This is a genomic window from Kitasatospora terrestris, from assembly GCF_039542905.1.
Classification (GTDB): Bacteria; Actinomycetota; Actinomycetes; order Streptomycetales; family Streptomycetaceae; genus Kitasatospora; species Kitasatospora terrestris.
Genome location: NZ_BAABIS010000001.1, coordinates 6,524,129 through 6,544,647, shown reverse-complemented (window position 1 = coordinate 6,544,647; position 20,519 = coordinate 6,524,129). Strand labels below are relative to the sequence as shown.

The 20,519-nt window shown below is 76.2% G+C and carries 21 protein-coding genes; 11 read left to right on the top strand and 10 right to left on the bottom strand.

The annotated features are described in order from the left end of the window. Positions 1–2: 2 nt before the first annotated feature. From ABEB06_RS30035 to ABEB06_RS30010, 6 genes are all read right to left on the bottom strand, one after another. Positions 3–1,652, bottom strand: coding sequence for a condensation domain-containing protein (locus tag ABEB06_RS30035; RefSeq protein ID WP_345700040.1), 1,650 nt, complete (start codon positions 1,650–1,652; stop codon positions 3–5). After that, positions 1,649–2,572 carry a class-II aminoacyl-tRNA synthetase family protein gene (locus tag ABEB06_RS30030; RefSeq protein ID WP_345700039.1) on the bottom strand — a complete coding sequence of 308 codons (924 nt, stop codon included), beginning with the start codon at positions 2,570–2,572 and terminating at the stop codon, positions 1,649–1,651. The genes ABEB06_RS30035 and ABEB06_RS30030 overlap by 4 nt, the downstream gene beginning before the upstream one ends. Beyond that, positions 2,569–3,240, bottom strand: coding sequence for a 4'-phosphopantetheinyl transferase family protein (locus ABEB06_RS30025; protein ID WP_345700038.1), 672 nt, complete (start codon positions 3,238–3,240; stop codon positions 2,569–2,571). Before ABEB06_RS30025 ends, ABEB06_RS30030 begins: the two co-directional genes overlap by 4 nt. Positions 3,241–3,353: 113 nt before the next feature. Further along, complete coding sequence (locus tag ABEB06_RS30020) at positions 3,354–4,190, bottom strand: hypothetical protein (protein ID WP_345700037.1); 837 nt, start codon at positions 4,188–4,190, stop codon at positions 3,354–3,356. Positions 4,191–4,194: 4 nt separating this feature from the next. Beyond that, positions 4,195–4,494 (bottom strand): phosphopantetheine-binding protein, encoded by a 300-nt coding sequence (locus ABEB06_RS30015; protein WP_345700036.1) that lies wholly within the window; start codon positions 4,492–4,494, stop codon positions 4,195–4,197. 93 nt (positions 4,495–4,587) lie between these two features. After that, positions 4,588–5,520, bottom strand: coding sequence for a 3-oxoacyl-[acyl-carrier-protein] synthase III C-terminal domain-containing protein (locus tag ABEB06_RS30010; RefSeq protein WP_345700035.1), 933 nt, complete (start codon positions 5,518–5,520; stop codon positions 4,588–4,590). 100 nt (positions 5,521–5,620) lie between these two features. Here ABEB06_RS30010 and ABEB06_RS30005 point away from each other — a divergent pair, with 100 nt between their 5' ends. The 3 genes from ABEB06_RS30005 (at position 5,621) to ABEB06_RS29995 (ending at position 8,594) form a co-directional block, all read left to right on the top strand. Beyond that, positions 5,621–6,793 (top strand): glycosyltransferase, encoded by a 1,173-nt coding sequence (locus tag ABEB06_RS30005; RefSeq protein WP_345700034.1) that lies wholly within the window; start codon positions 5,621–5,623, stop codon positions 6,791–6,793. 89 nt (positions 6,794–6,882) lie between these two features. Further along, a complete protein-coding gene (locus ABEB06_RS30000; RefSeq protein WP_345702039.1) occupies positions 6,883–7,833 on the top strand; it encodes an ATP-binding cassette domain-containing protein in 951 nt (316 codons plus the stop codon). After that, a complete protein-coding gene (locus ABEB06_RS29995) occupies positions 7,830–8,594 on the top strand; it encodes an ABC transporter permease (protein ID WP_345700033.1) in 765 nt (254 codons plus the stop codon). Before ABEB06_RS30000 ends, ABEB06_RS29995 begins: the two co-directional genes overlap by 4 nt. 56 nt (positions 8,595–8,650) lie before the next feature. Here the strand turns inward: ABEB06_RS29995 and ABEB06_RS29990 are convergent, their stop codons facing one another. From ABEB06_RS29990 to ABEB06_RS29975, 4 genes are read right to left on the bottom strand one after another with little or no spacing between them, the layout of a single operon-like run. Next, the gene (locus ABEB06_RS29990; RefSeq protein ID WP_345700032.1) at positions 8,651–9,946 is read right to left on the bottom strand and encodes an aminotransferase-like domain-containing protein; all 1,296 of its coding nucleotides are present in this window, start codon (positions 9,944–9,946) and stop codon (positions 8,651–8,653) included. Next, positions 9,943–10,878, bottom strand: coding sequence for an alpha/beta hydrolase (locus ABEB06_RS29985; RefSeq protein ID WP_345700031.1), 936 nt, complete (start codon positions 10,876–10,878; stop codon positions 9,943–9,945). Before ABEB06_RS29985 ends, ABEB06_RS29990 begins: the two co-directional genes overlap by 4 nt. Beyond that, positions 10,878–11,684, bottom strand: coding sequence for a class I SAM-dependent methyltransferase (locus ABEB06_RS29980; RefSeq protein WP_345700030.1), 807 nt, complete (start codon positions 11,682–11,684; stop codon positions 10,878–10,880). The genes ABEB06_RS29985 and ABEB06_RS29980 overlap by 1 nt, the downstream gene beginning before the upstream one ends. Further along, a complete protein-coding gene (locus tag ABEB06_RS29975) occupies positions 11,681–12,796 on the bottom strand; it encodes an alpha-hydroxy acid oxidase (protein WP_345700029.1) in 1,116 nt (371 codons plus the stop codon). The genes ABEB06_RS29980 and ABEB06_RS29975 overlap by 4 nt, the downstream gene beginning before the upstream one ends. Positions 12,797–13,004: 208 nt before the next feature. Here ABEB06_RS29975 and ABEB06_RS29970 point away from each other — a divergent pair, with 208 nt between their 5' ends. The 8 genes from ABEB06_RS29970 (at position 13,005) to ABEB06_RS29935 (ending at position 20,517) form a co-directional block, all read left to right on the top strand. Next, positions 13,005–14,393, top strand: a complete 1,389-nt coding sequence (locus ABEB06_RS29970; protein ID WP_345700028.1) for a class I adenylate-forming enzyme family protein — start codon at positions 13,005–13,007, stop codon at positions 14,391–14,393. A gap of 106 nt (positions 14,394–14,499) precedes the next feature. Next, on the top strand, positions 14,500–14,769 hold the full coding sequence (locus ABEB06_RS29965; RefSeq protein WP_345700027.1) for an acyl carrier protein: 270 nt from the start codon (positions 14,500–14,502) through the stop codon (positions 14,767–14,769). Beyond that, complete coding sequence (locus ABEB06_RS29960; protein WP_345700026.1) at positions 14,766–15,035, top strand: acyl carrier protein; 270 nt, start codon at positions 14,766–14,768, stop codon at positions 15,033–15,035. The genes ABEB06_RS29965 and ABEB06_RS29960 overlap by 4 nt, the downstream gene beginning before the upstream one ends. Then, a complete protein-coding gene (locus ABEB06_RS29955) occupies positions 15,032–16,075 on the top strand; it encodes a beta-ketoacyl synthase N-terminal-like domain-containing protein (RefSeq protein ID WP_345700025.1) in 1,044 nt (347 codons plus the stop codon). The genes ABEB06_RS29960 and ABEB06_RS29955 overlap by 4 nt, the downstream gene beginning before the upstream one ends. Further along, positions 16,072–16,650: a hypothetical protein gene (locus ABEB06_RS29950; protein ID WP_345700024.1), complete on the top strand. Its 579-nt coding sequence runs from the start codon at positions 16,072–16,074 to the stop codon at positions 16,648–16,650. The genes ABEB06_RS29955 and ABEB06_RS29950 overlap by 4 nt, the downstream gene beginning before the upstream one ends. After that, positions 16,647–18,266 (top strand): class I adenylate-forming enzyme family protein, encoded by a 1,620-nt coding sequence (locus tag ABEB06_RS29945; protein WP_345700023.1) that lies wholly within the window; start codon positions 16,647–16,649, stop codon positions 18,264–18,266. The genes ABEB06_RS29950 and ABEB06_RS29945 overlap by 4 nt, the downstream gene beginning before the upstream one ends. Further along, positions 18,263–19,525, top strand: a complete 1,263-nt coding sequence (locus tag ABEB06_RS29940) for a beta-ketoacyl-[acyl-carrier-protein] synthase family protein (RefSeq protein WP_345700022.1) — start codon at positions 18,263–18,265, stop codon at positions 19,523–19,525. Before ABEB06_RS29945 ends, ABEB06_RS29940 begins: the two co-directional genes overlap by 4 nt. Further along, positions 19,522–20,517 (top strand): VOC family protein, encoded by a 996-nt coding sequence (locus ABEB06_RS29935; RefSeq protein ID WP_345700021.1) that lies wholly within the window; start codon positions 19,522–19,524, stop codon positions 20,515–20,517. Before ABEB06_RS29940 ends, ABEB06_RS29935 begins: the two co-directional genes overlap by 4 nt. Positions 20,518–20,519: the final 2 nt, after the last annotated feature.

The following is a 20,519-nucleotide window of genomic DNA, read 5'->3' as shown; positions in this document are numbered from 1 at the left end:
TCTCACTCCGCCGGGGCCCCGGGGCGGCCGGGGCCCTCGCCGTACGGGGTCAGCACGTAGTGGTGCGGGGCCATCGCCCGGTCGTGGCCGGGCAGCGCGGCCATCACGGCGGCGTGCGCCTCGGCGGGCGTGAGGGCCCGTCCGCGGGTGGTGATCCGGGCGGTCAGCCTGCCGTCCGCGTGCTCGACGTCGACGTCCTGCGGGTCGAGGGCCGTGCGCACCACGTCGGCGACGGCGTCCAGGTCGATCCAGGTGTTGTCGATCCGGTGCCAGCTGCCCTTGTCGCGGACGGCGCTGGGCAGGCCGGCCAGGGCGGCGAGTTCGGCGAGCGGGACGGGCCGCTCGGCGGCGAGCTCCAGCAGGTCCAGCAGGGCGTGCGCGAAGCGCTCGCTCTCCGCCCGGTCGAGCACGTCGCGGTGGGTGTGCAGGGTGAGTTCGAGGCACCCGGTGACCCGCCAGATGTTGAGCATCAGCCGGGTCGGGATCGGGTCCGGCGGCAGCCAGGCGAGCAACGGGTCGACCGGCGGGTCGGCCCGCTCGGGCGTGACCCCGGGCGGGACGGTGCCGCTCAGGTCGTTGACCACCACCTGGCGGACGAACCGGGCGCCGCGGTCGACGGCGACGTCCTCGATCAGCCGCCAGACCTTCTCCGCGTCGAAGGTGCTGTGCCAGTACCCGCCGAGCGCGGAGGCCTGGGTGCGGCCGATCAGCTCGTCCAGGTCGGCGGCGGCGGTGTCCAGGGCCAGCAGCGCGTCCTGGGCGAGGGTGCCGATGTGGTCCGCCAGCCCCGGCCGGTGCCGGTTGGCGGAGAGCGCCGCCACCACCACGGTGCTCTGGTCGGCCCGGGCGGCCGCCAGCGCGGCGTAGCAGGCCAGCAGGACGGCCGACGGGCCGGCGCCGGTGCGCCGGGCGGTGCGCTCCAGGGCGTCCGCCGCCTTGACGGACCGCAGGACCAGGGTGGGCAGTTGGGCGTCGTTCGGGCCGATCCGGTCGTCGGCGAAGACGGTCGCCGGCTCCTCGCGCAGGATCCGCTCCCAGTGCCGCAGCGCCGCGGTGGCCCGGCGGCGGCCGGAGGCCGACCGCTCCAGTTCGGCGACCTCGATCGGGGTCCGGCCGGTGGCGGGCGGCAGCTCCTCGCCGGATGCCAGCCGGAACCAGTCCTGGAACAGCAACCCGGTGGCGGTGCCGTCGAGTTGGGCGTGGCAGATGACCACGGCGAGGCGCAGCGGGACGCCGTCGCGGGTGAGCAGGGTGCAGCGCAGCGGGAAGTCCTCGGCCAGCGCGAAGGCGAACTCCCGGTCGTGCCGGGTGACCTCGTCGGCCCGGGCGTCCGGGTCCTCGGCCGGGTCGAGTTCGGTGACGTCGACTCCGAACTCTCCATCGCTCAAAGCGCGTTGGTGGGTCGGCTGGTCGCCGGCCGGGCCGGGGAAGACGGTCCGCAGGGCGGCGTGGCGCTCGGCCAGGGTGCGCAGCGCGTCCAGGCAGGCGGCCCGGTCGGCGCCGGGCGGGACGGGCCAGACGGCGTGCTTGTTCATGTGCGAGGGCAGGTCGCGGCGCAGGCAGCGGATCATGTTGTCCTGGCCGAGGGTGAGCGGCGCCTCGGCGGGCTCGCCGGGGACGCGGTAGGCGATCGTGACGCGCTCGGTGGTCATGCCCGGCCCCCTTCGAGCGCCCGCGCCAGGTCGGCCGGCCAGTCGGACGGCCGGGGCCCGTGGGTGTGGAGCAGCGCCCGGGCGATCCGGTCCAGGCCGAACGCCGCGCAGGAGGTGTGCCCGGGCGCCCCGGCCGCGGTGAAGCCGAAGACCTCGCCGAAGTGGTCCTTGTGCAGGTTGACGGAGGCCACCGCCTGGACCACGCCGTCGGCCAGCGGGACGCGCAGCTCGAACTTCAACTGCTGGGCGCGCTGGGCCGCCTGGAACACCTTCCGGCCGCCGCCGAAGAACGGGTCGTCGGCCACCTCGACGGTCGGCTTCAGGCCGAGCGCGGTCAGCCACGCCTCCATCAGGTCGAGGTGCCGGTCGCGCCACGCGGTGCAGTGCGCGGGCGTTCCGGCGGTGACCAGCTCCGCCATCCGGAAGCTGCGCAGCCGGCCCGGTTCGCTGGTCGCCTCCTGCCGGAAGCACTGCGCCTCGACCGAGAACCGCGGTGCGGCGTCGGTGACGTCGAGGCCGGCGAGCAGCTCGTAGAGCGGGTAGCAGGCGGCGGGGAGCAGCACCAGGTCGGTGACCTCCTGCCGCGCGTGCCACTCGCCGCCGGTGGCGACCAGCGGGGCGAGCTCGCGCCACTCGCGTGAGGTGCCGGTGAAGCCGTGCACCGTGCCCAGCAGGTGCGGGAAGGACGCGGCGTAGCCGGCCCGTTCGATGGTGCGGCGGGAGATCACCGGGGGGACGGCGACCCGGCGCAGCGGCTCGGCGGCTGTGCCGGTGTCGGCGGCGGCGTTCGCGGCGAGGGCGGCGATGCCGGTGCGGAGGGCGGCGATCACGTCCTGGTACGGGCCGGGGTGCAGTTCGACGCCGGGCACGCCGGTGGGCAGGGGCGTCGCGTCGGTGGTGGCGGGGCTGGGATCGGTCATCGGTGGGCCTCACGGGATGCACGGGATGCGGACGGCGGGGACCAGGTGCGCAGGCGCACGGCGAACGGCTCGGTCGAGCGGCGGGCGACGGCGGCGCGGTGGGTGCGGAGTTCGGGCGGCAGGGCGAGCGGGCGGACCGCGCAGGTACCGGCCGGCCCGCTGACCGGGCTGCCGGCCGCGGGGACGGGCAGGCCTTCGGCGAGGCGGGCGCCGAGGGCCTTGACGTACGCCTCCTTGCGGGTCCAGAGCTCGGCGAAGCGGGCGGGCGGGGAGGCGGCCGACTCGACCTCGGCGGCCTCGGCGGGCGGGAACCAGCGGCGGGCGAGCCGGAGCGCGGCCGCGGCCGGCGGTTCGGCCTCCAGGTCGACGCCGACGTCGGCCCCGGCCGGGGCGAGGGCGAACAGCGACCACGGCCCGGCGGTGGAGAGGTTCACGGTCAGCCGGGCGGCGGGACCTTCGGCGTCCGGGCGCCCGTGCGGGCCGCGACGCCAGCGCACCTCCGACGGCGGGACGCCGGCGGCGGCCGCGGTCAGCAGCCGGGCGGCGGCGTGCGAGACGGTGAACCGCGACCGCGCGGCCGGTGCGCCGGCCCGCCGCGACCGCTCCTCCTCGTCCAGGTGGCGGCCGAGCTCGGCCACCGTCTCCGGCGGCTGGTCCGTCCGGATCACCCACACCTCGACCACCGGCGTACCGGCGACCGCGCGTGGCGGAGGGCCCGGTACCGCGCTCCGGAACGGCCCCGGGTCCGCCGGGTGGGCCGCCGCCGCCCGAGCCGCCCCCTTCACGCCGCCTCCGGGGTCAGGAGCGCCAGGTCGAGCCGCCCGTGGTCGGGGTCGTGGTCGACCAGCGCGATCGGGTACGGGGTGGGCAGCGCGGTGGCGAGCGTCCGCCAGGTGCCGGTGAACGGGGTGCCCGGCAGGGCGCGGCGGGTGGCCGCCGCGGGCAGGTGGGTGAGGCCCGGCCCGAGGTGGAGCCGGGTGTCGGCGGGCAGGTCGGCGGTGAGCGCGGCGAGGGCGGCGGGCAGGTCGGCGGTGGTGACGGCGGTGTGCTCCCGGTGGGCGGCCAACCGGTGGCTGCCGCCGGTCTCGAACAGCAGGGCGGCGGCGGTGTGCCGGTCCGGCAGCCGGGCCGGCCGGTCGGGCCGGTGGTGCAGCGAGGACTGTTCGAGCGCGATCAGCAGGGCCCGCCGGGCGCCCCCGGTGCGCCCGTACGCGTCGGCGATCCGCAGCGCGCTGAACGTCCCGGCGGAGCCCTGGTCGCAGACCGCGAACGCCAGCGGCCGCCCCGGGCACACGCCGGCGAGGTGCACGGCGACGGCCCGGCCGGGCCGGACGTCGGGCGCGGCGTAGACCAGGACCAGCAGGTCGACGTCCGGCCCGTCCGGGACGAGCTGCGCGAGGAGCCGCTCGGCCATCTCGCCGTACGACTGGCCGCGGCCGCGGCGCAGCGCGTCCTCGTCGAGCGCGACGCCGTACGGGCGGGCGAGGTCGGAGACGAGGACGCGCAGGTCCGGGTCGCGGGCGAGCGGCGAGTCGCCGGTGAAGTCGGCGCTCGCGGCGGCGGCCAGGCGCAGCGGTGCGGCGGCGGGCTGCGGGGGCAGCGGGCCGCTGACGCGCACGGGCTCAGTCCTCGGGGACGACGTGGGCGGCGACGAAGCCGGCCAGGGTGCCGAGCGAGCGCAGGTCGTCCTGGCCGATCTCCTCGACGTCGACCTGGATGTCGAGGTGGTCCTCGAGTTCGAGGATGAGTTCCAGGGTGCCCGCGGAGGTGAGGCCGAGCTCGTCGAAGAGGCAGACGTTCTCGTCCGGCGGCGGGAGTTCGCGCTTGAGGACGCGGGGCAGCAGCAGCCGGATGCCCTCGACGACGCGCTCGCGCAGCTCGGGGTCGACGGCCGTCTCGACGGCGGGGGCGGTTTCGGTCATGGCGGATCCCATCTGGGGCCGGGCCCGGTGCGGGGCGCGGCGGGAGAGTGGACGAGTGCCCTGGGGCGGGGGCGCGGCGCGGCGTCGCGGCCGTCAGTGCTGGAGCACCATGGCGGCGAAGGTCGCGCCGAGCCCGGCGGCGGCGACCAGGTAGCGGTCGCCGGGGTGGAGCAGGCCCCGGGTGGTGGCGGTGTGGTGGTTGAGGAAGACGTCCGCGGTGAAGCTGTGGCCCACCGCGGGGACGTTCTCCAGCACCACCCGGTCGAGCGGGAGCCCGACCGTGCGGCAGATCCGTTTCCAGGAGACCTGGTTGACGTTGTGCGGGAGCAGCAGCCGGATCGAGTCCCAGGTCTCCCCGGCCTCGTCCAGTGCCGCCCGCATGACGCCTACCACGGCGTCCGGGTAGTCGCGCTGGTAGCGCGCGAGCAGGTCCGGATCCTCGGCGAGTCGCCCGTCGAACTCGCCGCGCAGGTCGACCGCGTACGACAGCACGCGGTCGCGTTCGCCTTCGGCCCGCACCAGGCAGGCGGCCGCCCCCTCGCCGAACAGGGCGGTCTCCGGGACGAGTCGGGCGTCCCGGGTGAAGGTCTTCTCGCCCGCCAGGATCAACGCCAGTGCCTCGGGGTCGGGTTCTGCCGCCAGCAGCCGACCGGCCACGTCGATGGCCAGCAGGGAGCCGGCGCAGGCGTGGTGAGTGACGGTGAACGCACGGGCGTGCTCCAGCCCCAGACGGCCGAGCAGCTCGTGCAGCGGGTTGTGCGGGTAGGGCGCCGCGATCGGCATGCTGCGCGCGTGCAGCACGTACCGGACGCGGTGTTCGCGGCCGCGCAGGGCGGTCAGCGCCGTCGCGGCGCCTTCGAGCAGATCGGTCAGGTCCCCGTCCGGGTCCAGGCGGACCTGGTCGAGGCCGTGGAAACGGCGGAACAGCTTGACCTGACGGTCGCTCAACCCGAGTTCCTCGCCGAGCTCTTCGATCGGCCGGGCCACGGGGGGCAGGTGGACGGCGACTGCTTCCAGAGCGGTCACGCGGGCTAGTATTCCGTCGCCCCGCCGACCCGCACAAGGGTCTAGGCCAATTCTGCCCCGCTTCCGGGGATCCCCGCCGAGTCGACAAGGACCCGTGCCCATGCCGTCGCGCCCGTTGCGCTGCCTGTTGACCGTCCCGCCGCTGACCGGCCACCTCCATCCCGCGCTCGCCCTGGCCGGCGGCTGGGAGGCGGCCGGCCACGAGGCCGCCTGGGTGGGCAACGAGCCGGTGTTCCGGCCGCTGCTGGGGCCCGGGGGCCGGCTCTTCCCGACCGGGTCGCGGCTGTTCCGCGAGCAGGCGGGCGGCGGGGAGGCGGCGGTCCGCTCGCTCTGGGAGGGCTTCGTGGTGCCGTACAGCCGCTTCACCCTGAAGGCGGTGGAGCGGGCGGTCGCCGAGTGGCGGCCGGACGTGGTGCTGGTCGACCAGCACAGCCCGGCGGGCGCGCTGGCCGCGCACCGGGCCGGGGTGTTGTGGGCGACGTTCGCGCCCTCGGCGATGGAGATCGGCCGCCCGCTGCGCGGCGAGCGGGAGCTGGAGCGCTGGCTGGACGGCGTGCTGCGCGGGCTGTGGGCCTCGGCCCGACTGCCGGAGCAGGAGTACCTCGACCCGCGGTTCTCCCCCGGGCTGGTGCTCTCCACCGCAAGCCCCGCCCTGCTCGGCGGCGAACTGCCGCCCCCGTACGCGACGGTGGGGCCGCTGCTGGGCGGGCGCACGCCGGCGGAATTCCCCTGGGAGCGACTGGACGGCTCGCGGCGGCGGGTGCTGGTCACCATGGGCACCCTGTCGGCGGAGGTCGCGGACGGCTTCCACCAGCGGGTCGCGCGGGCCCTGGAGGAGCTGGCGCCGGACGTGCAGCCGGTGCTGGCCCGGGCCGGCGGCGGCCCCGCGCCGGCCGGCGGGATCGCGCTGGACCGGGTGCCGGTGCTGGAGCTGCTGGCCCGCGGCGCGGTGGACGCGGTGCTCTGCCACGGCGGCATGAACACCGTCTGCGAGGCGCTGGTGCACGGCGTCCCGCTGGTGCTGGCGCCGATCCGGCACGACCAGCCGTACGTCGCCGAGCGGGTCGCGGCGGCCGGCGCCGGAGTCCGGGTGGACTTCGCCGGCGCCACGTCCGGGCAGCTGCGGGACGCGCTGCGGACGGTGCTCGACCGGCCGTCCCACCGCGCCGCCGCTTTGATGATGGGTCGTCAACTCTTGCATGGAGGGGGCGTCGAGGCCGCAGTCGGACACCTGGAGCGGTTCACCGACGGACGGAACCGATCACTCCGGTGATCTGGTCCAGACCATTGTGGCGGGGGCGGTCCAGACCCTAGGGTCGGTGCCGCAGTCGATCCCACCGACCACAGGAGTCCGGGTTGATCGTGACCAAGGGGCTGCGCAAATCCTTCCAGCCCCGCCGCGGCTCCCAGGCCGTGGACGCCGTCCGCGCCATCGACCTCACCGTCGACGAAGGCGAGGTGTACGGCCTCCTCGGCCCCAACGGAGCCGGCAAGACCACCACCCTGCGCATGCTCGCCACCCTGCTGCGCCCCGACGGCGGCGACGCCACCGTGGCCGGCGCCGACCTGCTAGCCGAACCCGGCGAGGTCCGCCGCCGGATCGGCTACGTCGCCCAGGGCGGCGGCACCACCGACGGCGCCTCCGCGCGCGAGGAGCTCGTCCTGCAGGCCCGGATGCACGGCATCGGCAAGGCGGACGCCCGGCAGCGCGCCGAGGGCGCCCTGGAGGCCTTCGGCCTCACCGAGTTCGCCGACCGGCGCTGCCGGACCTACTCCGGCGGCCAGCGCCGCCGCGTCGACCTCGCCCTCGGCGTCATCCACCGCCCCCGGGTGCTGTTCCTCGACGAACCCACCGTCGGCCTCGACCCGCGCAGCCGCGCCCAGGTCTGGGCCGAGATCCGCCGGCTGCGCGCCGACGGCATGACCGTGCTGCTCACCACCCACTACCTCGAAGAGGCCGACGCCCTCTGCGACCGGATCGGCATCGTCGACCACGGCGAGATCGTCACCGAGGGCACGCCCGAGCAGCTCAAGCGGGAGATCTCCGGCGACGTGGTGACCGTCGGCCTGCCGCCCGCCACGGTCGACGCCGCCCAGGCCGCGCTCACCCGGCTGCCGTGCGTGCGCCGCCTGGAACGGCTGCCGGACGAGACCGGCCTGCGGCTGCACGTCGAGGAGGCCGCCCTCGCGGTGCCGCAGCTGCTGCGCGAACTCGCCGCCGCGGGCACCGAACCCGAGCTGGTGCAGTTGCAACGGCCGAGCCTGGACGACGTGTTCCTGGCCCTGACCAGTAGAGGAGGGGAGGCGGCGTGAAGCTCGCCCGTGACACCTGGCTGGTCTTCCAGCGGCAGCTGCTGCTGATGGTCCGCACACCCGCGTGGCTGGCGGTCGGGCTGCTCCAACCGCTGTTCTACCTGCTGCTGTTCGCGCCGCTGCTGAAGACCGCGCTGGCCTCCTCGGGGGCGGTCTCGACCGCCGACGCGTACCGGGTGTACGTGCCCGGCCTGCTGTCGGCACTGGCCGTGATGGGCGGCCTGTTCACCGGGTTCACCCTGCTCGGCGAGCTGCACGCGGGCATCGTGGAGCGCTCCCGGGTCACCCCGGTCAGCCGGGTCGCCCTGCTGCTCGGCCGGGCCCTGCGGGAGGTCGTGGCGCTGCTGGTGCAGGCGGCGATCATCACCGCGCTGGCGGTCCCGTTCGGCCTCACCGTGGGCGTCGGCGACCTGCTGCTCGCCTTCGCGCTGCTCGCGCTGATGGCGCTGATGGCCTCCTCCGTGTCGTACGGGCTGGCGCTGCTGGTCCCCGGCGACGCGGCGCTCGGGCCGATCGTCAACACCATCGCGCAGCCGCTGGCGCTGCTCTCCGGCACCCTGCTGCCGATCGCGCTGGCACCGGCCTGGCTGCGCACCGCGGCGTCCTGGAACCCGTGCTACTGGGGCGTGGAGGCGATGCGGGCGCTGTTCACCGGCCAGGTCGACTCGCCGGCCGTGTGGCGCGGACTGCTGTTCACCGCGGTCACCGCGGCGGTGGCGGTGGCCTGGGCGGCCCGCCTGTTCGCCCGGCGGATCCGCTAGCCGCGCGCAGCACGAGGAGGCCGGCCCGCAGAGCGGACCGGCCTCCTCGTGCTGCGCTACCGGGACGCGCCGTCCACGAAGGCGGCCAGCCGGCCGACACCGTCGACGATCCGGTCCTCCGTCAGGTAGGAGCAGGACAGCCGCAGCGAGCGCTCCCCTCCCCCGTGCGGGTAGAACGGCGCCATCGGGGTCCACAGCACGCCGTACTCCCGCGCGCAGCGGTCGAGGGCCCTCTCGTCGGCGTCGAACGGCACCGTGAGCACCGCGAAGTACCCGCCGTCCGGGGCGTTCCAGGTGACCGGGGAGCCGGGCGGGAAGCGGCGTTCCAGCTCGGCCAGCAGGGTGTCGAGGTTGCGGGCGTAGAACTCCGCCGCGCCGGCCGTCGCCACGCGCAGGCCGCGGTCGGCCTCCAGCAGCATGCCGCCGATCACGGCCTGGCTGAGCGCCGGGGTGTTGACCGTCGTCATGCTCTTCAGCTTCGCCAGCTCGTCCGCGAGCAGCCCGGCCCGCCCGCCGCCGCGGTCCACCCGCTGGTCGGCCACCACGTAGCCGACCCTGGCGCCGGGGAAGCAGGTCTTGGCGAAGGACCCGAGGTGGACGACCCGTCGCCGGTCCCCGTCCAGCGCCTTGAGGGTGGGCCGCACGGGCGTGCCGCCGCGCCGGAAGAAGCCGTACGGGTTGTCCTCGACGAGCAGCAGGTCGTGCTCCTCGGCGACCGCGAGCAGCCGCTTCCTGGCCTCGACCGGGAGGCTGGCGCCCGAGGGGTTGGCGAAGTCCGGCACCAGGTAGCAGGCGCGCGGCCGCAGGCCCTCGGCCCGGGCCCGCCGGGCGGCTGCGGCCAGTGCCTCGGGGTCGAGCCCCCCGCCGCCGGGGGCTTCCGGCACCGGCCGGACCGTCAGGTCCAGCAGCCGGGCGGCGCCCGTCACGCCGACGTAGCAGGGTGCGGCGACCAGCAGGACGTCCTCGGGGCCGGCGCACAGGGCGCGCAGGACCAGCAGCATGCCCTCCTGGGCGCCGACGGTGACCACCAGGGCCTCCGGGTCGACGTCGAGGCCCTCGTCGGCGGCCAGCGTCCGGGCGACGAGCCCGGCGATCAGGCCCTTGGTGCGGCCGTACTGGAAGAGCTCCCGGCGGACCTCCTCCTCCGCCATCCCGCGGTCCTCCCGCAGGTGGCGCAGGTACCGCTCCAGGTGGCGCGGGATCGCCGCCGGATCGAAGTGCTCCTCGTGCGGGCGGCCGGGGGCGAAGGAGACGGCGTCGGGGTAGCGCGCGGTGACCTCGTTGAGGAAGGTCATGGCGTCCAGCAGCGGGTCGGAGAGCGAGCCGTGCAGCTGGTCCAGGGCGAGGGTCATCGCAGCGCCGCCCGCAGCCGGCCCGCCGCGTACCACTGCGCGTCCGCGCCGCCGGCGAGCACGCCCGCCATGGCGAAGAAGCCGTGCGGCATGCCGTCCCAGCGCCGCAGTTCGACGTCCACCCCGGCCTCGGCGAGCCGGGCGGCGTAGGCCTCGCCCTCGTCGCGCAGCGGGTCGTGCTCCGCCGTGATCACGGTGGCGGGGGGCAGCCCGGCGAGCGAGGGGGCGCGCAGCGGCGAGGCCAGCGGGTTGTCGCCGTCGGCCGGGTCGGCGAGGTAGTGGCGCCAGTACCAGGCCACCGAGTGGCGGTTGAAGAGCAGCGGGTCGTCGCCGGCGCGCAGCGAGGGCGTGTCGGCCCGGTGGTCGGTGTTGGGGTAGACCAGAAGCTGGTGGCGCAGGGCCGGGCCGCCGCGCTCACGGGCGAGCAGGGTGGTGGCGGCGGCGAGGTTGCCCCCGGCGCTGTCGCCGCCGACGGCCAGCCGGTCGGGGTCGGCGCCGAGCCCGGCGGCGTGGTCGGCCAGCCAGGCGAGGGCCGTGTAGGCGTCCTCGACGGCCGCGGGGAAGGGGTGTTCGGGGGCGAGCCGGTAGCCGACGGTGGCGGTCAGGCAGCCGGTGGCGTTGGTGAGGGCGCGGCAGATCGCGTCGCCGGTGTCCAGGCAGCCGAGGGTCCAGCCGCCGCCGTACAGGTAGAGCAGGGCGGGGTGCGGCCGGTCGTGCCGGGCCGGGTGGTAGCACCGCACCGCGAGCTGCCCGCCGGTGCCGGGGACGCGGTGCTCGGTGACGGCGGCGACCGGCTCGGGGGTGCCGCCGGCGGCCCGCAGGTCGGCGAGGTCGGCGGCCCGGGCCTGCGCCACGGTCAGGGTGTAGAGCGGCGGGGCGTTCGTCCCGGCGCGCCGGGCGCGCAGCGCCTCGGCCTCGGGGTGCAGGGGCATCAGGACGCCTCCGGGGCGCGCGCTTCGAGGTAGATCGACTCGTCCTTGCGGAAGGCGGTGTCGAGGGCGGCGACGTCGGGGCGGTGGCCCTCCTGGTGGGCGCGGCGCTCGACGGTCCAGCCCTGGTAGCCGGCCCGGTCCAGGACGTGCCGGAGCTCGTCCTCGTCGAAGATCCAGCGGTGTCCGAAGTGGTAGAAGATCTGGTTGAGCATGAAGGCCCGGCGTTCGGGCATCGGCGGGCCGACCCGCAGGGTGCGCAGCCGGCGCCGGTGGCGCCGGAAGAACTCCTCGTCCCGGTCCAGGTAGCCGCGGACGTAGCGCTCCAGGTCGGGGGTGGTGAGGCGGAGCAGGCCGCCCGGACGCAGGATGCGGCGGACCTCGCCGAGCCAGTGGACGGCGACGGGCAGCGGCACGTGTTCGATGAGGTGTTCGGCGTAGACCCAGTCGACGCTGTGGTCGTCGAGGGGCAGCGGCTCGGAGATGTCGAGCCGGGTGAAGAGGTGGCTGCCGTCGATCCGGTAGAGCGGGCCGGACTCGGTGGTGGCATCGGGGCTGCGGACGGCGACCAGGTCGGTGCCGATCGCCTCCGGGTGGCGGGTGGCGAAGGCCGCGAACTCGATGCCGGTGACGCCGAGTCCGGCGAGTTCCCGGCGGGTGCGCGGGAGCCGGTCGCGGACGGTCTCGATGCTCGCGCAGCGGGCGAGGTTCTCGGTGAAGCCGTCGGTGAGGGCACCGAGGGCGGCCGGGTCCTCCCAGTCCCAGCCAGGGAAGCGCGGGTCGGTCCGGTGGGCGGGGGCGGTGGTCACCCGGGTGGGTCCTCTCGGCGAAGGTGGTGGGGTGGCGGCCAGTCGGCCAGCAGGGTGCGGTCCAGGTCGGCCAGGGTCGGGCGGCCGGAGAGCACCAGGGTGTCGAGGAGTTCGGTGCGCAGCAGGTCGAGGACGTGCCGGGCGCCCGGCTCGCCGCTGTGGGCGAGTCCCCAGAGCACGGGTCGGCCGATCAGCGCGGCGCGGGCGCCGAGCGCGAGGGCCTTGGCGAGGTCGGTGCCGTGCCGGATCCCGCCGTCGACCAGCACGGGGCAGTCGGCGGGGACGGCGTCGACGACCTCCGGAAGGGCGGCCAGGGCGGGTGGGGCGCCGTCGAGTTGGCGTCCGCCGTGGTTGGAGACGACCAGGGCGTCCACGCCGTGGTCGACCGCCCGGCGGGCGTCCTCGGCGGTCAGCACGCCCTTCAGCACCAGCGGCAGCGAGGTTTTTTGACGAAGCCACGACAAATCCGCCCAGGTGATGCTACGGTCGAACTGCTCGACCGAGTGCGCCTCGATCGCGGACGAACCCGAGCGCGCCGCACCCACGGCCAGGGCGGCGTCGAGGTTCACCGCGCGGACGCCGTCCGGGACGGCGAAGGAGTTGCGCAGGTCGCGCAGCCGCCGGGCGACCTTGGGCGCGTCCACGGTCAGCACCAGCGCGCCGAAGCCGGCGGCCTCGGCCCGCCCGGCCAGGTCGGCCAGCGCCGCCCGGTCGCGCAGCCAGTACAGCTGGAGCCAGCGCGGGGCGTCGCCGCCGGCCCGGGCGATCTCCTCCAGGCGCCGCCCGGCGAAGATCGAGACCACCAGCAGCGCCCCGGCCGCGCGGGCGGCCCGGGCGGTGGCGATCTCGCCCTCCGGACAGGCGAGTTGATGGTACGCCATCGGCGCGACCCCGAACGGCGCGGCGAGCCGGGCGCCGAACAGCTCGGTGGAGCAGTCCGGCGCCGAGACGTCGACCAGGACGCGCGGCCGCAGCACGTGGCGGCGGAACTGCGCGCGGTTGGCCCGCAGGGTCCACTCGGCGCCGGCGCCGCCCTCGAAGAAGTCCCAGGTGGCGGCGGGAAGTCGGGCCCGGGCGAGGGCCCGGTAGTCGGCCGGGGTGAGCGGGAGCACTGCCGCTGCACCTCCCTGATGATCAGTCACATTCCGCTTGAGCGAGGGACAGCGTAGGGAAGATCCCGCAACTGGTATAGACCTTGACCCTCCGTGGGATCCCGTGCAATGGTCTGGTCCAACGGGGAATCGACACCGAACCATCACAAGTCTCTGAGCTTTCGCTCCGGCCTTGACCTGCTCCCACTTCCCGACGCGTGGAGTTGCGTTGACGCGTACCCCCAACCCCGACCGATCCGGCCCGACCGCCGGCCCGGACTGGGTCGACCACCATCTGCTCGCCGGACCGGACGGCGACCCCTGCCTCCGGTTCGACCGGCCGGTGGACCGGGCCGCCCTGCGGTCGCTGGTCGCCGAGCAGCAGGCGCTGCTGACCGGCGCCGGACTGCGGTCCGGCGGCACCGCGGCGCTGCTGCTGCCGCCCTCGCTCGGCCACGTGGCCACCCTGCTGGCCGTCTGGCGGGCGGGCGGCCAGGCCGTCCTGCTCGACCACCGGCTGACCGCCACCGAGGTGGACCGAGCCCTGGAACGGCTGCGCCCGCAGGTGCTGTGCACGGCCGACGGCGCGCGCCCGCTCCCGGACGGACGCCCGGCCGCCACCCGGCACGTGCTGGTGCAGCTCAGTTCGGGCTCCACCGGGCCGTCCAAGGTGATCGCCCGCACGGCCGACGACCTGCTGCGTGAACTCGACTGCTACGAAAGGCTGGAGGACTTCCCGAAGGCCGGCGGCCGGACCGTGCTGCTGTCCTCGACGGTGCACGTCCTCGGCCTGGTCGGCGGCCTGCTGCACGCCCTGCACGCGGGCGTGGAACTGGTGGTGCCAGGCCGGGCGACCCCGGCCGCCATCCTGGCCGCGGTCGCCGCCGGCGACGCCCCGACCACCCTGATCGGGGTGCCGTTCCACGCCGAACTGCTGGCCGCGCACCCGCTGCCGGCCCCCCTGCCCCAGCTGCGCCGGATGATCGTCGCCGGCGAGCTGGTCCGCCCCGCGCTCCCGGAGGCGTTCCGCCGACGCTTCGGGGTGCCGCTGGGCACCATGTACGGGATGACCGAGACCGGGGTGATCGCCACCGACCTCTCGGGCCTCGGCCATCCGCGGCTCGTCCCCGTCCACGGCATGGAACTGCGGGTCGCCGACGGCGAACTGCACATCCGCCGGCCGGAGTCGCCGTACCTCGGCGTCACCGACCCGACCCGCTGGTCGGACGGCTTGCTGCACACCCGCGACGCGGCCCTGATCGACCCGGCGACCGGAGCGGTGACCCTGCTCGGCCGGCGCGACTCCCAGGTCTCGATCGGCGGCCTCAAGATCGACCTGACCGAGGTCGAGCAGACCCTCGCGGGCCTGCCCGGCGTCACCGAGGCGGTGGTCGTCTTCACCGACGGCGCCGTCGAGGCGTACGCGGCGGCCGGGCCCCCCCTCGACGCACCACCTGGCAGCGCCGCCGAGCAGTTGCGCGAACTGCTCGGCACCGAGCTGGCCGGCTGGAAACTCCCCCGCCGGATCCACCTGCTGCCGCAGCTCCCCCGGACCGCCACCGGGAAGCTGCTGCGGGACCCCGCCGCCCTGCGCCGACAGGCCGACGCGACCCGCTGACACCACCCCCCATCACTCGCACCGCACCGCGCGGACGGGTCCCAGACCCCCGCCCGCGTGGCCGAGCCCTGCCCGAACACCCCAACTCCGCACCTGGAGCGCACCGATGCAGCAAGAGATCCGCACCTTCGTGCTGTCCGCCCTGGCGGCGATGAACTACGACGTCTCCGAGGCCACCGGCGAGACCGACCTCGGCCCGGCCGGCCTCGACCTGGAGTCGCTGGCGCTGGCCGACCTGGCCGTCCAGGTGGAGGAGGAGTTCGGGGTCCGCTTCGAACTGGACGACATGGAGTCCACCGCGCTGATGACCATCGACGAGTTCGCCGCCGAGGTGGCCGGCCGGATCGCCAAGTCCGCCGTGGGCAGCGCCGGATGACCACCGACGCACTGCCGGCGGACAGCCGTGCGCCGCTCGGCCGGCCCGAGGTGCTGGCCATGCTGGCCCGCTACGGCGACCGCGCCCCCGAGCAGGTCGACGAGGTGGTCGGCTCACTCGAACTGACCTGGCTGATCGCCGAGGCCGAGCAGCACTACGGCCTTCGAATCGACCTCGACGACGAGCAGTTCGCCCGGATCCGGACCGTGGACGACGCGGTCGCCGTGCTCCGCGAGGTGCTCGCCCCGGGGGCCGCCGCGCCATGACGTCCGGCCGACCCGTCCTGATCACCGGCCTGGGTGTCCGCTCGGCGTTCGGCTCCCGCGGCACGGCGCTCGCCGAGGCGGTGGAGGCCGGACGCCCGGCCTTCGCCGAGGTGACCCGCTTCCCGGTGGCCGGCCGCCGCACCACGGTCGCCGCCACCGCGCCGGACGCCCCGCGGCTGGCCGACCGGCTCGCCGAGGTGGTCGCCGAGACCGGCGCCCCGGCGGACGCCCCCCTGCTGCTCGCCCTGCACGCCGACCGCCGCACCGGACCGCTGGCGGCCGAGGTCGCCGCCCGGACCGGACGCGCCACCCGGGTCTACACCGGGGCGTGCGTGGCAGCCAGCACGGCGGTCGCGGACGCCGCGGCACTGATCGCGGGCGGCCGGATCGACAGCGCCGTGGTGGCCGCCGGGTACCTGGTCGAGCCGGACACCTTCGCGGTGTTCGACGCCGGCCGGGCCCTGGCCACCGACGGCGCGCTCCGCCCGTTCAGCCGGGGGCGGCGCGGCATGCTGCTGGGCGACGCGGTGGTGGCCGTCCTGCTGGAGGCCCGCCCCGCGCGGCCGCCGCTGGCCCGGTTGGCCGGGTGGGGGCGGTCCGGCGACGCCTACCACGTCTGCCGGCCCCGGCCGGACGGCGCGGGCCTGGCCCGGGCGGTGCGCACCGCGCTCGACCGGGCCGGCGCGGCCGCGTCCGAGGTCGGCTGGGTGAACGCCAACGGCGCCGGCTCCGAGCTCGGCGACCGGGCCGAGGCCGCCGCGCTCGGCACGGTCTTCGGCCCCTCCGGGCCGCCGGTCAGCTCCACCAAGTCCGTCCACGGCCACGCCCTGGAGGCCTCCGCCCTGCTCGAACTCGCCGTCACCGTCGGCGTCCTGCAGCGCGGCCGGCTGCCGGTCAACGCGGGCTGGCTGGGGCCCGACCCCGACTGCCCGCTCGACCTGGTGCTCGACGCGCCGCGCCCGCACCGGGCGCGCTACGCGCTGAGCGTCAACGCGGCGTTCGGCGGCGCCAACACGGCGCTGCTGGTGGCCGCCGCGTGAGCCCCACCGACCCGCCCCCGGACGACGCCGGGGCGTCCGCCGGGCTGCGCGTGCTGGCCCGGGCGCGCTGGCCCGAGGGCCCCGGCGACACCCTGCCGAGGATCGCCGGGTTCGCCGCCTCCAGCTTCAGCCCGCTGGTCGCGGAGACCGCCGACCGCTGCCTGCGGGCCCGCTACGGCCACCCGCCGGCCGCGGCCGCGCCGCGCACCGCGCTGCTGCTCGCCAGCACCGGCGGCGACCTGGCCACCGCCGACGCGCTCGCCGAGGCGGTGGCGGCGGGCGGCCGGGTGCCCCCGCTGCTGTTCTACCAGTCCAACCCCAACGCGGTGCTCGGCCACCTGGCCGCCCGCTGGGGCCTGGACGGCCCGGTGGTGGCCCTCGGGCCCGGTTTCGAGGAGGAGCGGCACCTCCACGACCAGGCCCGGCTGCTGATCGACGACGGCGAGGCCGAGCAGGTCCTGGCCGTCACCGCCCACCAGGGCCCGCCCGACCGCGCCACCGCTGCCCTGCTTGCCCCAGGGCCTGTCCGACAAGCCCCGGCGGCTCCCGCACCACGAACAGAACGGGAACCATGAGCACACCCAACCTGCGCGCCCTGCTGGCCGCCGACCCCGCGGTCGGCGCCGGCAACGTCCTCACCACCCGCGCCGAACGGGCCCTGGGCCTCGACACTCCGGCGCTCACCTTCGACACCCCGGTCGACGGCCACCCCGCCTGGACAGCCCTGACGGTCCGTCAACTCGACACCGCGGTCCGCGCCCGGGCCGCCGCCCTGCACGGGCTCGGGGTGCGCCGCCGCGACCCGGTCGCCGTCCAGTCCTTCGACGCGGCCGACCAGGTGCTGTCCTTCCTGGCCCTGGCCCGGCTCGGCGCGATCCCGGCCCTGCTCAACCCACTGCTGGACGCCGACACCACCACCGCCTACCTGCAACGCCTGCGCGCCACCGGCCTGCTGGCCGACAAGCCGCATGCCGAGGCGGTGGCCGACCGCGACACCGGCACCCCGCTGCTCGCCGAGCCCGCCGCGCTCGGCGCCGGCGACCCCGGGGCCGCCCCGGCGCCGTACCGGCACTGGTCGGGCGACCCGGTGGCGATCACCCACTCCTCCGGCACCACCGGCCTGCCCAAGGCCGTGGTCCACTCGCACGACAGCCTGTACGCGGCGATCCGCCACCGGCTCGCGCTGCCCCGCCCGCAGGGCGTGGACCGGATGCTCAGCGCGCTGCCCGCACCGCACGCCGCCACCCTGATCGCGGTCAACCTCGCGCTCAGCCTCGACTCCCGCCTGCTGGTCCTCTCCGGCCAGTCCGGCGCCACCGTGCTGGACGCGGTGGAGCGCTGGAAGCCGCAGAGCGTGTACGGCTTCGCCACCACCTGGGCCGACCTGGCCCGGCACGACCTGGCCGCCCGCGACCTGGAGTCGGTCGCGCTGTGGTGGAACACCGGCGACTGCGCGCACGAGGCGCACATCCGCCGGCTGATCGCGGTCGGCAGCCGGGAGACCGTCACCCGCGAGGGCCGGGTGCGCACCCCCGGTTCGGTGTTCGTGGACGGGCTCGGCTCCACCGAGATGGGCCACTCGCACTTCTTCATCAGCCACTCGGCGGGCACCGGGCGCTACGGCCGCTGCGTCGGCCGGCCGCACTCCTTCGTGGACTGCGCCGTGGTCGCCCCCGACGGCACCGAGCTCGGCCCCGGCGAGGTCGGCGAGCTCGCCACCGCCTCGCCGACGCTGGCGCTCGGCTACTGGAACGACTCGGTCACGACGTACCGCACCCGGCTGCGCGGCCGCTTCCTCACCGGCGACCTGATGTACCGCGACGAGGACGGCTACTACTTCCACGTGGACCGCGCCGTGGACACCGTGGACCTCGGCGACGCCGGCCGGCTGCACACCGCCGCCTCCGAGGAGCGGGTCCTCGCCGCCTGCGCCGAGGTGCTGGACTGCACCGTGGTCGCCTACCGCGACGGCGAGGCCGTGGTCGCCGACGTGCTGCTGCAACTGGCCGCGGGCGCCGACCCGGGGCTCGACCGCACCGCCGAGGTGCGGGCCGCGCTGGAGCCGCACGTGGCCGCCGTGGTCCGGCAGGTGGTCGCGGTGCCGGACGAGGAGATCCCGCTCGGCCCGACCGGCAAGGTCCGCAAGGTGCTGCTCCGCCGTCGCCACCTCGACCGCGCGGGCGCGCGATGAACGCCGTCGTCACCGGGATCGGCCTGGTGAGCCCGCTCGGCCGCGGCGCGCACGAGGTGTTCGCCGCGCTGACGGCCGGCGCGTCCGGCCTGGCCGTGCCGCCCGGGGGCCATCCGGCGGCCGGCTGGCTCACCGCCGCGGGCATCGCCCCCGACGTGCCCGCAACCGAGGTGCTGCCGGCCACCGAGACCCGCTGCGTGGACCGCTTCGTACTGCTGGCGCTCGCCGCCGCCGCGGACGCGCTGGCCGACGCGAAGCTGGTCGTCGGCACCGACGCCGACCCCGAGCGGGTCGCCGTGGTGCTCGCCACCGGCGGCGGCGGCCTGGAGACCTTCGAGGAGCACGCCCGGCGCCGGCAGGAGCGCGGCCGGCCCGCGGTCAGCCCGTACCTGCTCCCCGGGATGCTCTCCAACATGGCGGCCGCCCGGATCGCCATCGCGCACGGCATCCGCGGCTACAGCTCGGCGGTGATCACCGCCTGCGCGGCCGGCGCGCAGGCCGTGGCCGAAGGGTTGCGGCTGATCCGCGGTGGTGAGGCCGACGTGGTGGTGTGCGGCGGCAGCGAATCCCCGCTGCACCCGACGATCGCCGCAGCCTTCGACAACTCCCGCGCGCTGGCCTCCGGTTGGGACGACCCGGCGCAGGCTTCCCGACCCTTCGACCGGCGCCGCAACGGCTTCGTGCTCGGTGAGGGCGCGGGCGTCCTGGTGCTGGAGCGGGCCGACCACGCCCGGGCCCGCGGCGCCACCGGCTGGGCCGACCTGACCGGCTGGGGCGCCTCGACCGACGCCCACCACGCCACCATGCCCCGGCCCGACGGCGCCGGCGCGGCCGCCGCGATGCGCACCGCGCTGCGCTCGGCCGGCCTCTCCCCGGCCGACGTCGGCTACGTCAACGCGCACGGCACCGGCACCAGGCTCGGCGACACCGCCGAGGCCGCCGCGCTGACCGCCGTGTTCGGCCCGGACGGCCCGCCGGTCAGCTCCACCAAGGGCGCCACCGGCCACCTGCTCGGCGCCGCCGGCGCGGTCGAGGCCGCGTTCTGCGCGCTCGCCGTCGCGCACGGCGTGCTGCCCGCCACGCTCAACCTGGACGACCCCGACCCCGCCCACGGCCTGCGGCACGTCCGCGGCGCCGCCGCCCACCGACCGGTGGGCGCGGCCCTCTCCAACTCCTTCGCCTTCGGCGGCCACAACCTCAGCCTGGTGTTCGGCCCGCCGAGCATCCCGGCCCCGCCCCTCGGAGCAGCCACCCCATGACCACCGTGCAGGGCCTCGCCCATGTCGAACTCCACGTCGAGGACGCCCACAAGTACGCCACCGGGCTGCACGACCACCTCGGCTTCACCCTGACCGCACCCGCCGCCGTCCGCCCCGGCACGGCGCAGGTGATCGCCCACCAGGGCGCCGTGCGGCACCTGATCACCTCCGCCGTCGACCCGGAGCACCCGGTAGCCGACTGGGTCCGCCGGCACGGCGACGGCGTGGCCGTGCTCGTGCTGCGCAGCGCCGACCCGGCCGCGTCCGTCGAACGCGCCGTCGCGGCCGGCGCGGTGGAGCTCGACGAGCACACCGTGCTGGGTGCCCTCGGCGACCTCGCGCTGCGCTTCACCGCCGCCGACGACCTGCTGCCCGACGGCGAACCCGCCGCCGAGGGGCCGCTGTTCGAGCTCGACCACCTCGCCCTGTGCGTGCCCGCCGGCACCCTCGGCCCGGCCGTCCGGTTCGCCCGCGAGGGCCTCGGCCTCGCCGAGGTCTACGCCGAGTACATCGAGGTCGGCGACCAGGCGATGGACTCCGCCGTGGTGCAGAGCCCCGACGGCTCGGTCACCCTGACCCTGCTGGAGCCGGACGTCCGCCGCAGCCCCGGCCAGATCGACGGCTTCCTGGAGGCGCACGGCGGTGCCGGCGTCCAGCACCTCGCGTACGGCACCCGCTCGATCACCGCCGCCGTTCGCGAACTCGCCGACCGCGGCGTGGTGTTCCTCACCACCCCCGGCGCCTACTACGACCGGCTCGCCGCCCGGCTGGGCCCGACCGCCATCCCCGTCGAGGAGCTGCGCGCCCACCACGTGCTGGTCGACCGCGACCACGGCGGCGAGCTGTTCCAGATCTTCACCCGCTCCACCCACCCGCGCCGCACCCTCTTCCTCGAACTGGTCGAGCGGCGCGGAGCCGGCACCTTCGGCTCCGCCAACATCAAGGCCCTGTACGAGGCGGTCGAGCGCGAGCGCGCCGGCCAGGAAGGCTGAGA

What these genes read in the sequence shown, in the direction of transcription:
- ABEB06_RS30015 (WP_345700036.1), bottom strand. Translation starts at nt 4,494, where the DNA reads ATGACCGAAACCGCCCCCGCCGTCGAGACGGCCGTCGACCCCGAGCTG.
- ABEB06_RS30035 (WP_345700040.1), bottom strand. Translation starts at nt 1,652, where the DNA reads ATGACCACCGAGCGCGTCACGATCGCCTACCGCGTCCCCGGCGAGCCC.
- ABEB06_RS29955 (WP_345700025.1), top strand. Translation starts at nt 15,032, where the DNA reads ATGACGTCCGGCCGACCCGTCCTGATCACCGGCCTGGGTGTCCGCTCG.
- ABEB06_RS29990 (WP_345700032.1), bottom strand. Translation starts at nt 9,946, where the DNA reads ATGACCCTCGCCCTGGACCAGCTGCACGGCTCGCTCTCCGACCCGCTG.
- ABEB06_RS29945 (WP_345700023.1), top strand. Translation starts at nt 16,647, where the DNA reads ATGAGCACACCCAACCTGCGCGCCCTGCTGGCCGCCGACCCCGCGGTC.
- ABEB06_RS29960 (WP_345700026.1), top strand. Translation starts at nt 14,766, where the DNA reads ATGACCACCGACGCACTGCCGGCGGACAGCCGTGCGCCGCTCGGCCGG.
- ABEB06_RS29935 (WP_345700021.1), top strand. Translation starts at nt 19,522, where the DNA reads ATGACCACCGTGCAGGGCCTCGCCCATGTCGAACTCCACGTCGAGGAC.
- ABEB06_RS29965 (WP_345700027.1), top strand. Translation starts at nt 14,500, where the DNA reads ATGCAGCAAGAGATCCGCACCTTCGTGCTGTCCGCCCTGGCGGCGATG.
- ABEB06_RS29985 (WP_345700031.1), bottom strand. Translation starts at nt 10,878, where the DNA reads ATGCCCCTGCACCCCGAGGCCGAGGCGCTGCGCGCCCGGCGCGCCGGG.
- ABEB06_RS30030 (WP_345700039.1), bottom strand. Translation starts at nt 2,572, where the DNA reads ATGACCGATCCCAGCCCCGCCACCACCGACGCGACGCCCCTGCCCACC.
- ABEB06_RS29940 (WP_345700022.1), top strand. Translation starts at nt 18,263, where the DNA reads ATGAACGCCGTCGTCACCGGGATCGGCCTGGTGAGCCCGCTCGGCCGC.
- ABEB06_RS30005 (WP_345700034.1), top strand. Translation starts at nt 5,621, where the DNA reads ATGCCGTCGCGCCCGTTGCGCTGCCTGTTGACCGTCCCGCCGCTGACC.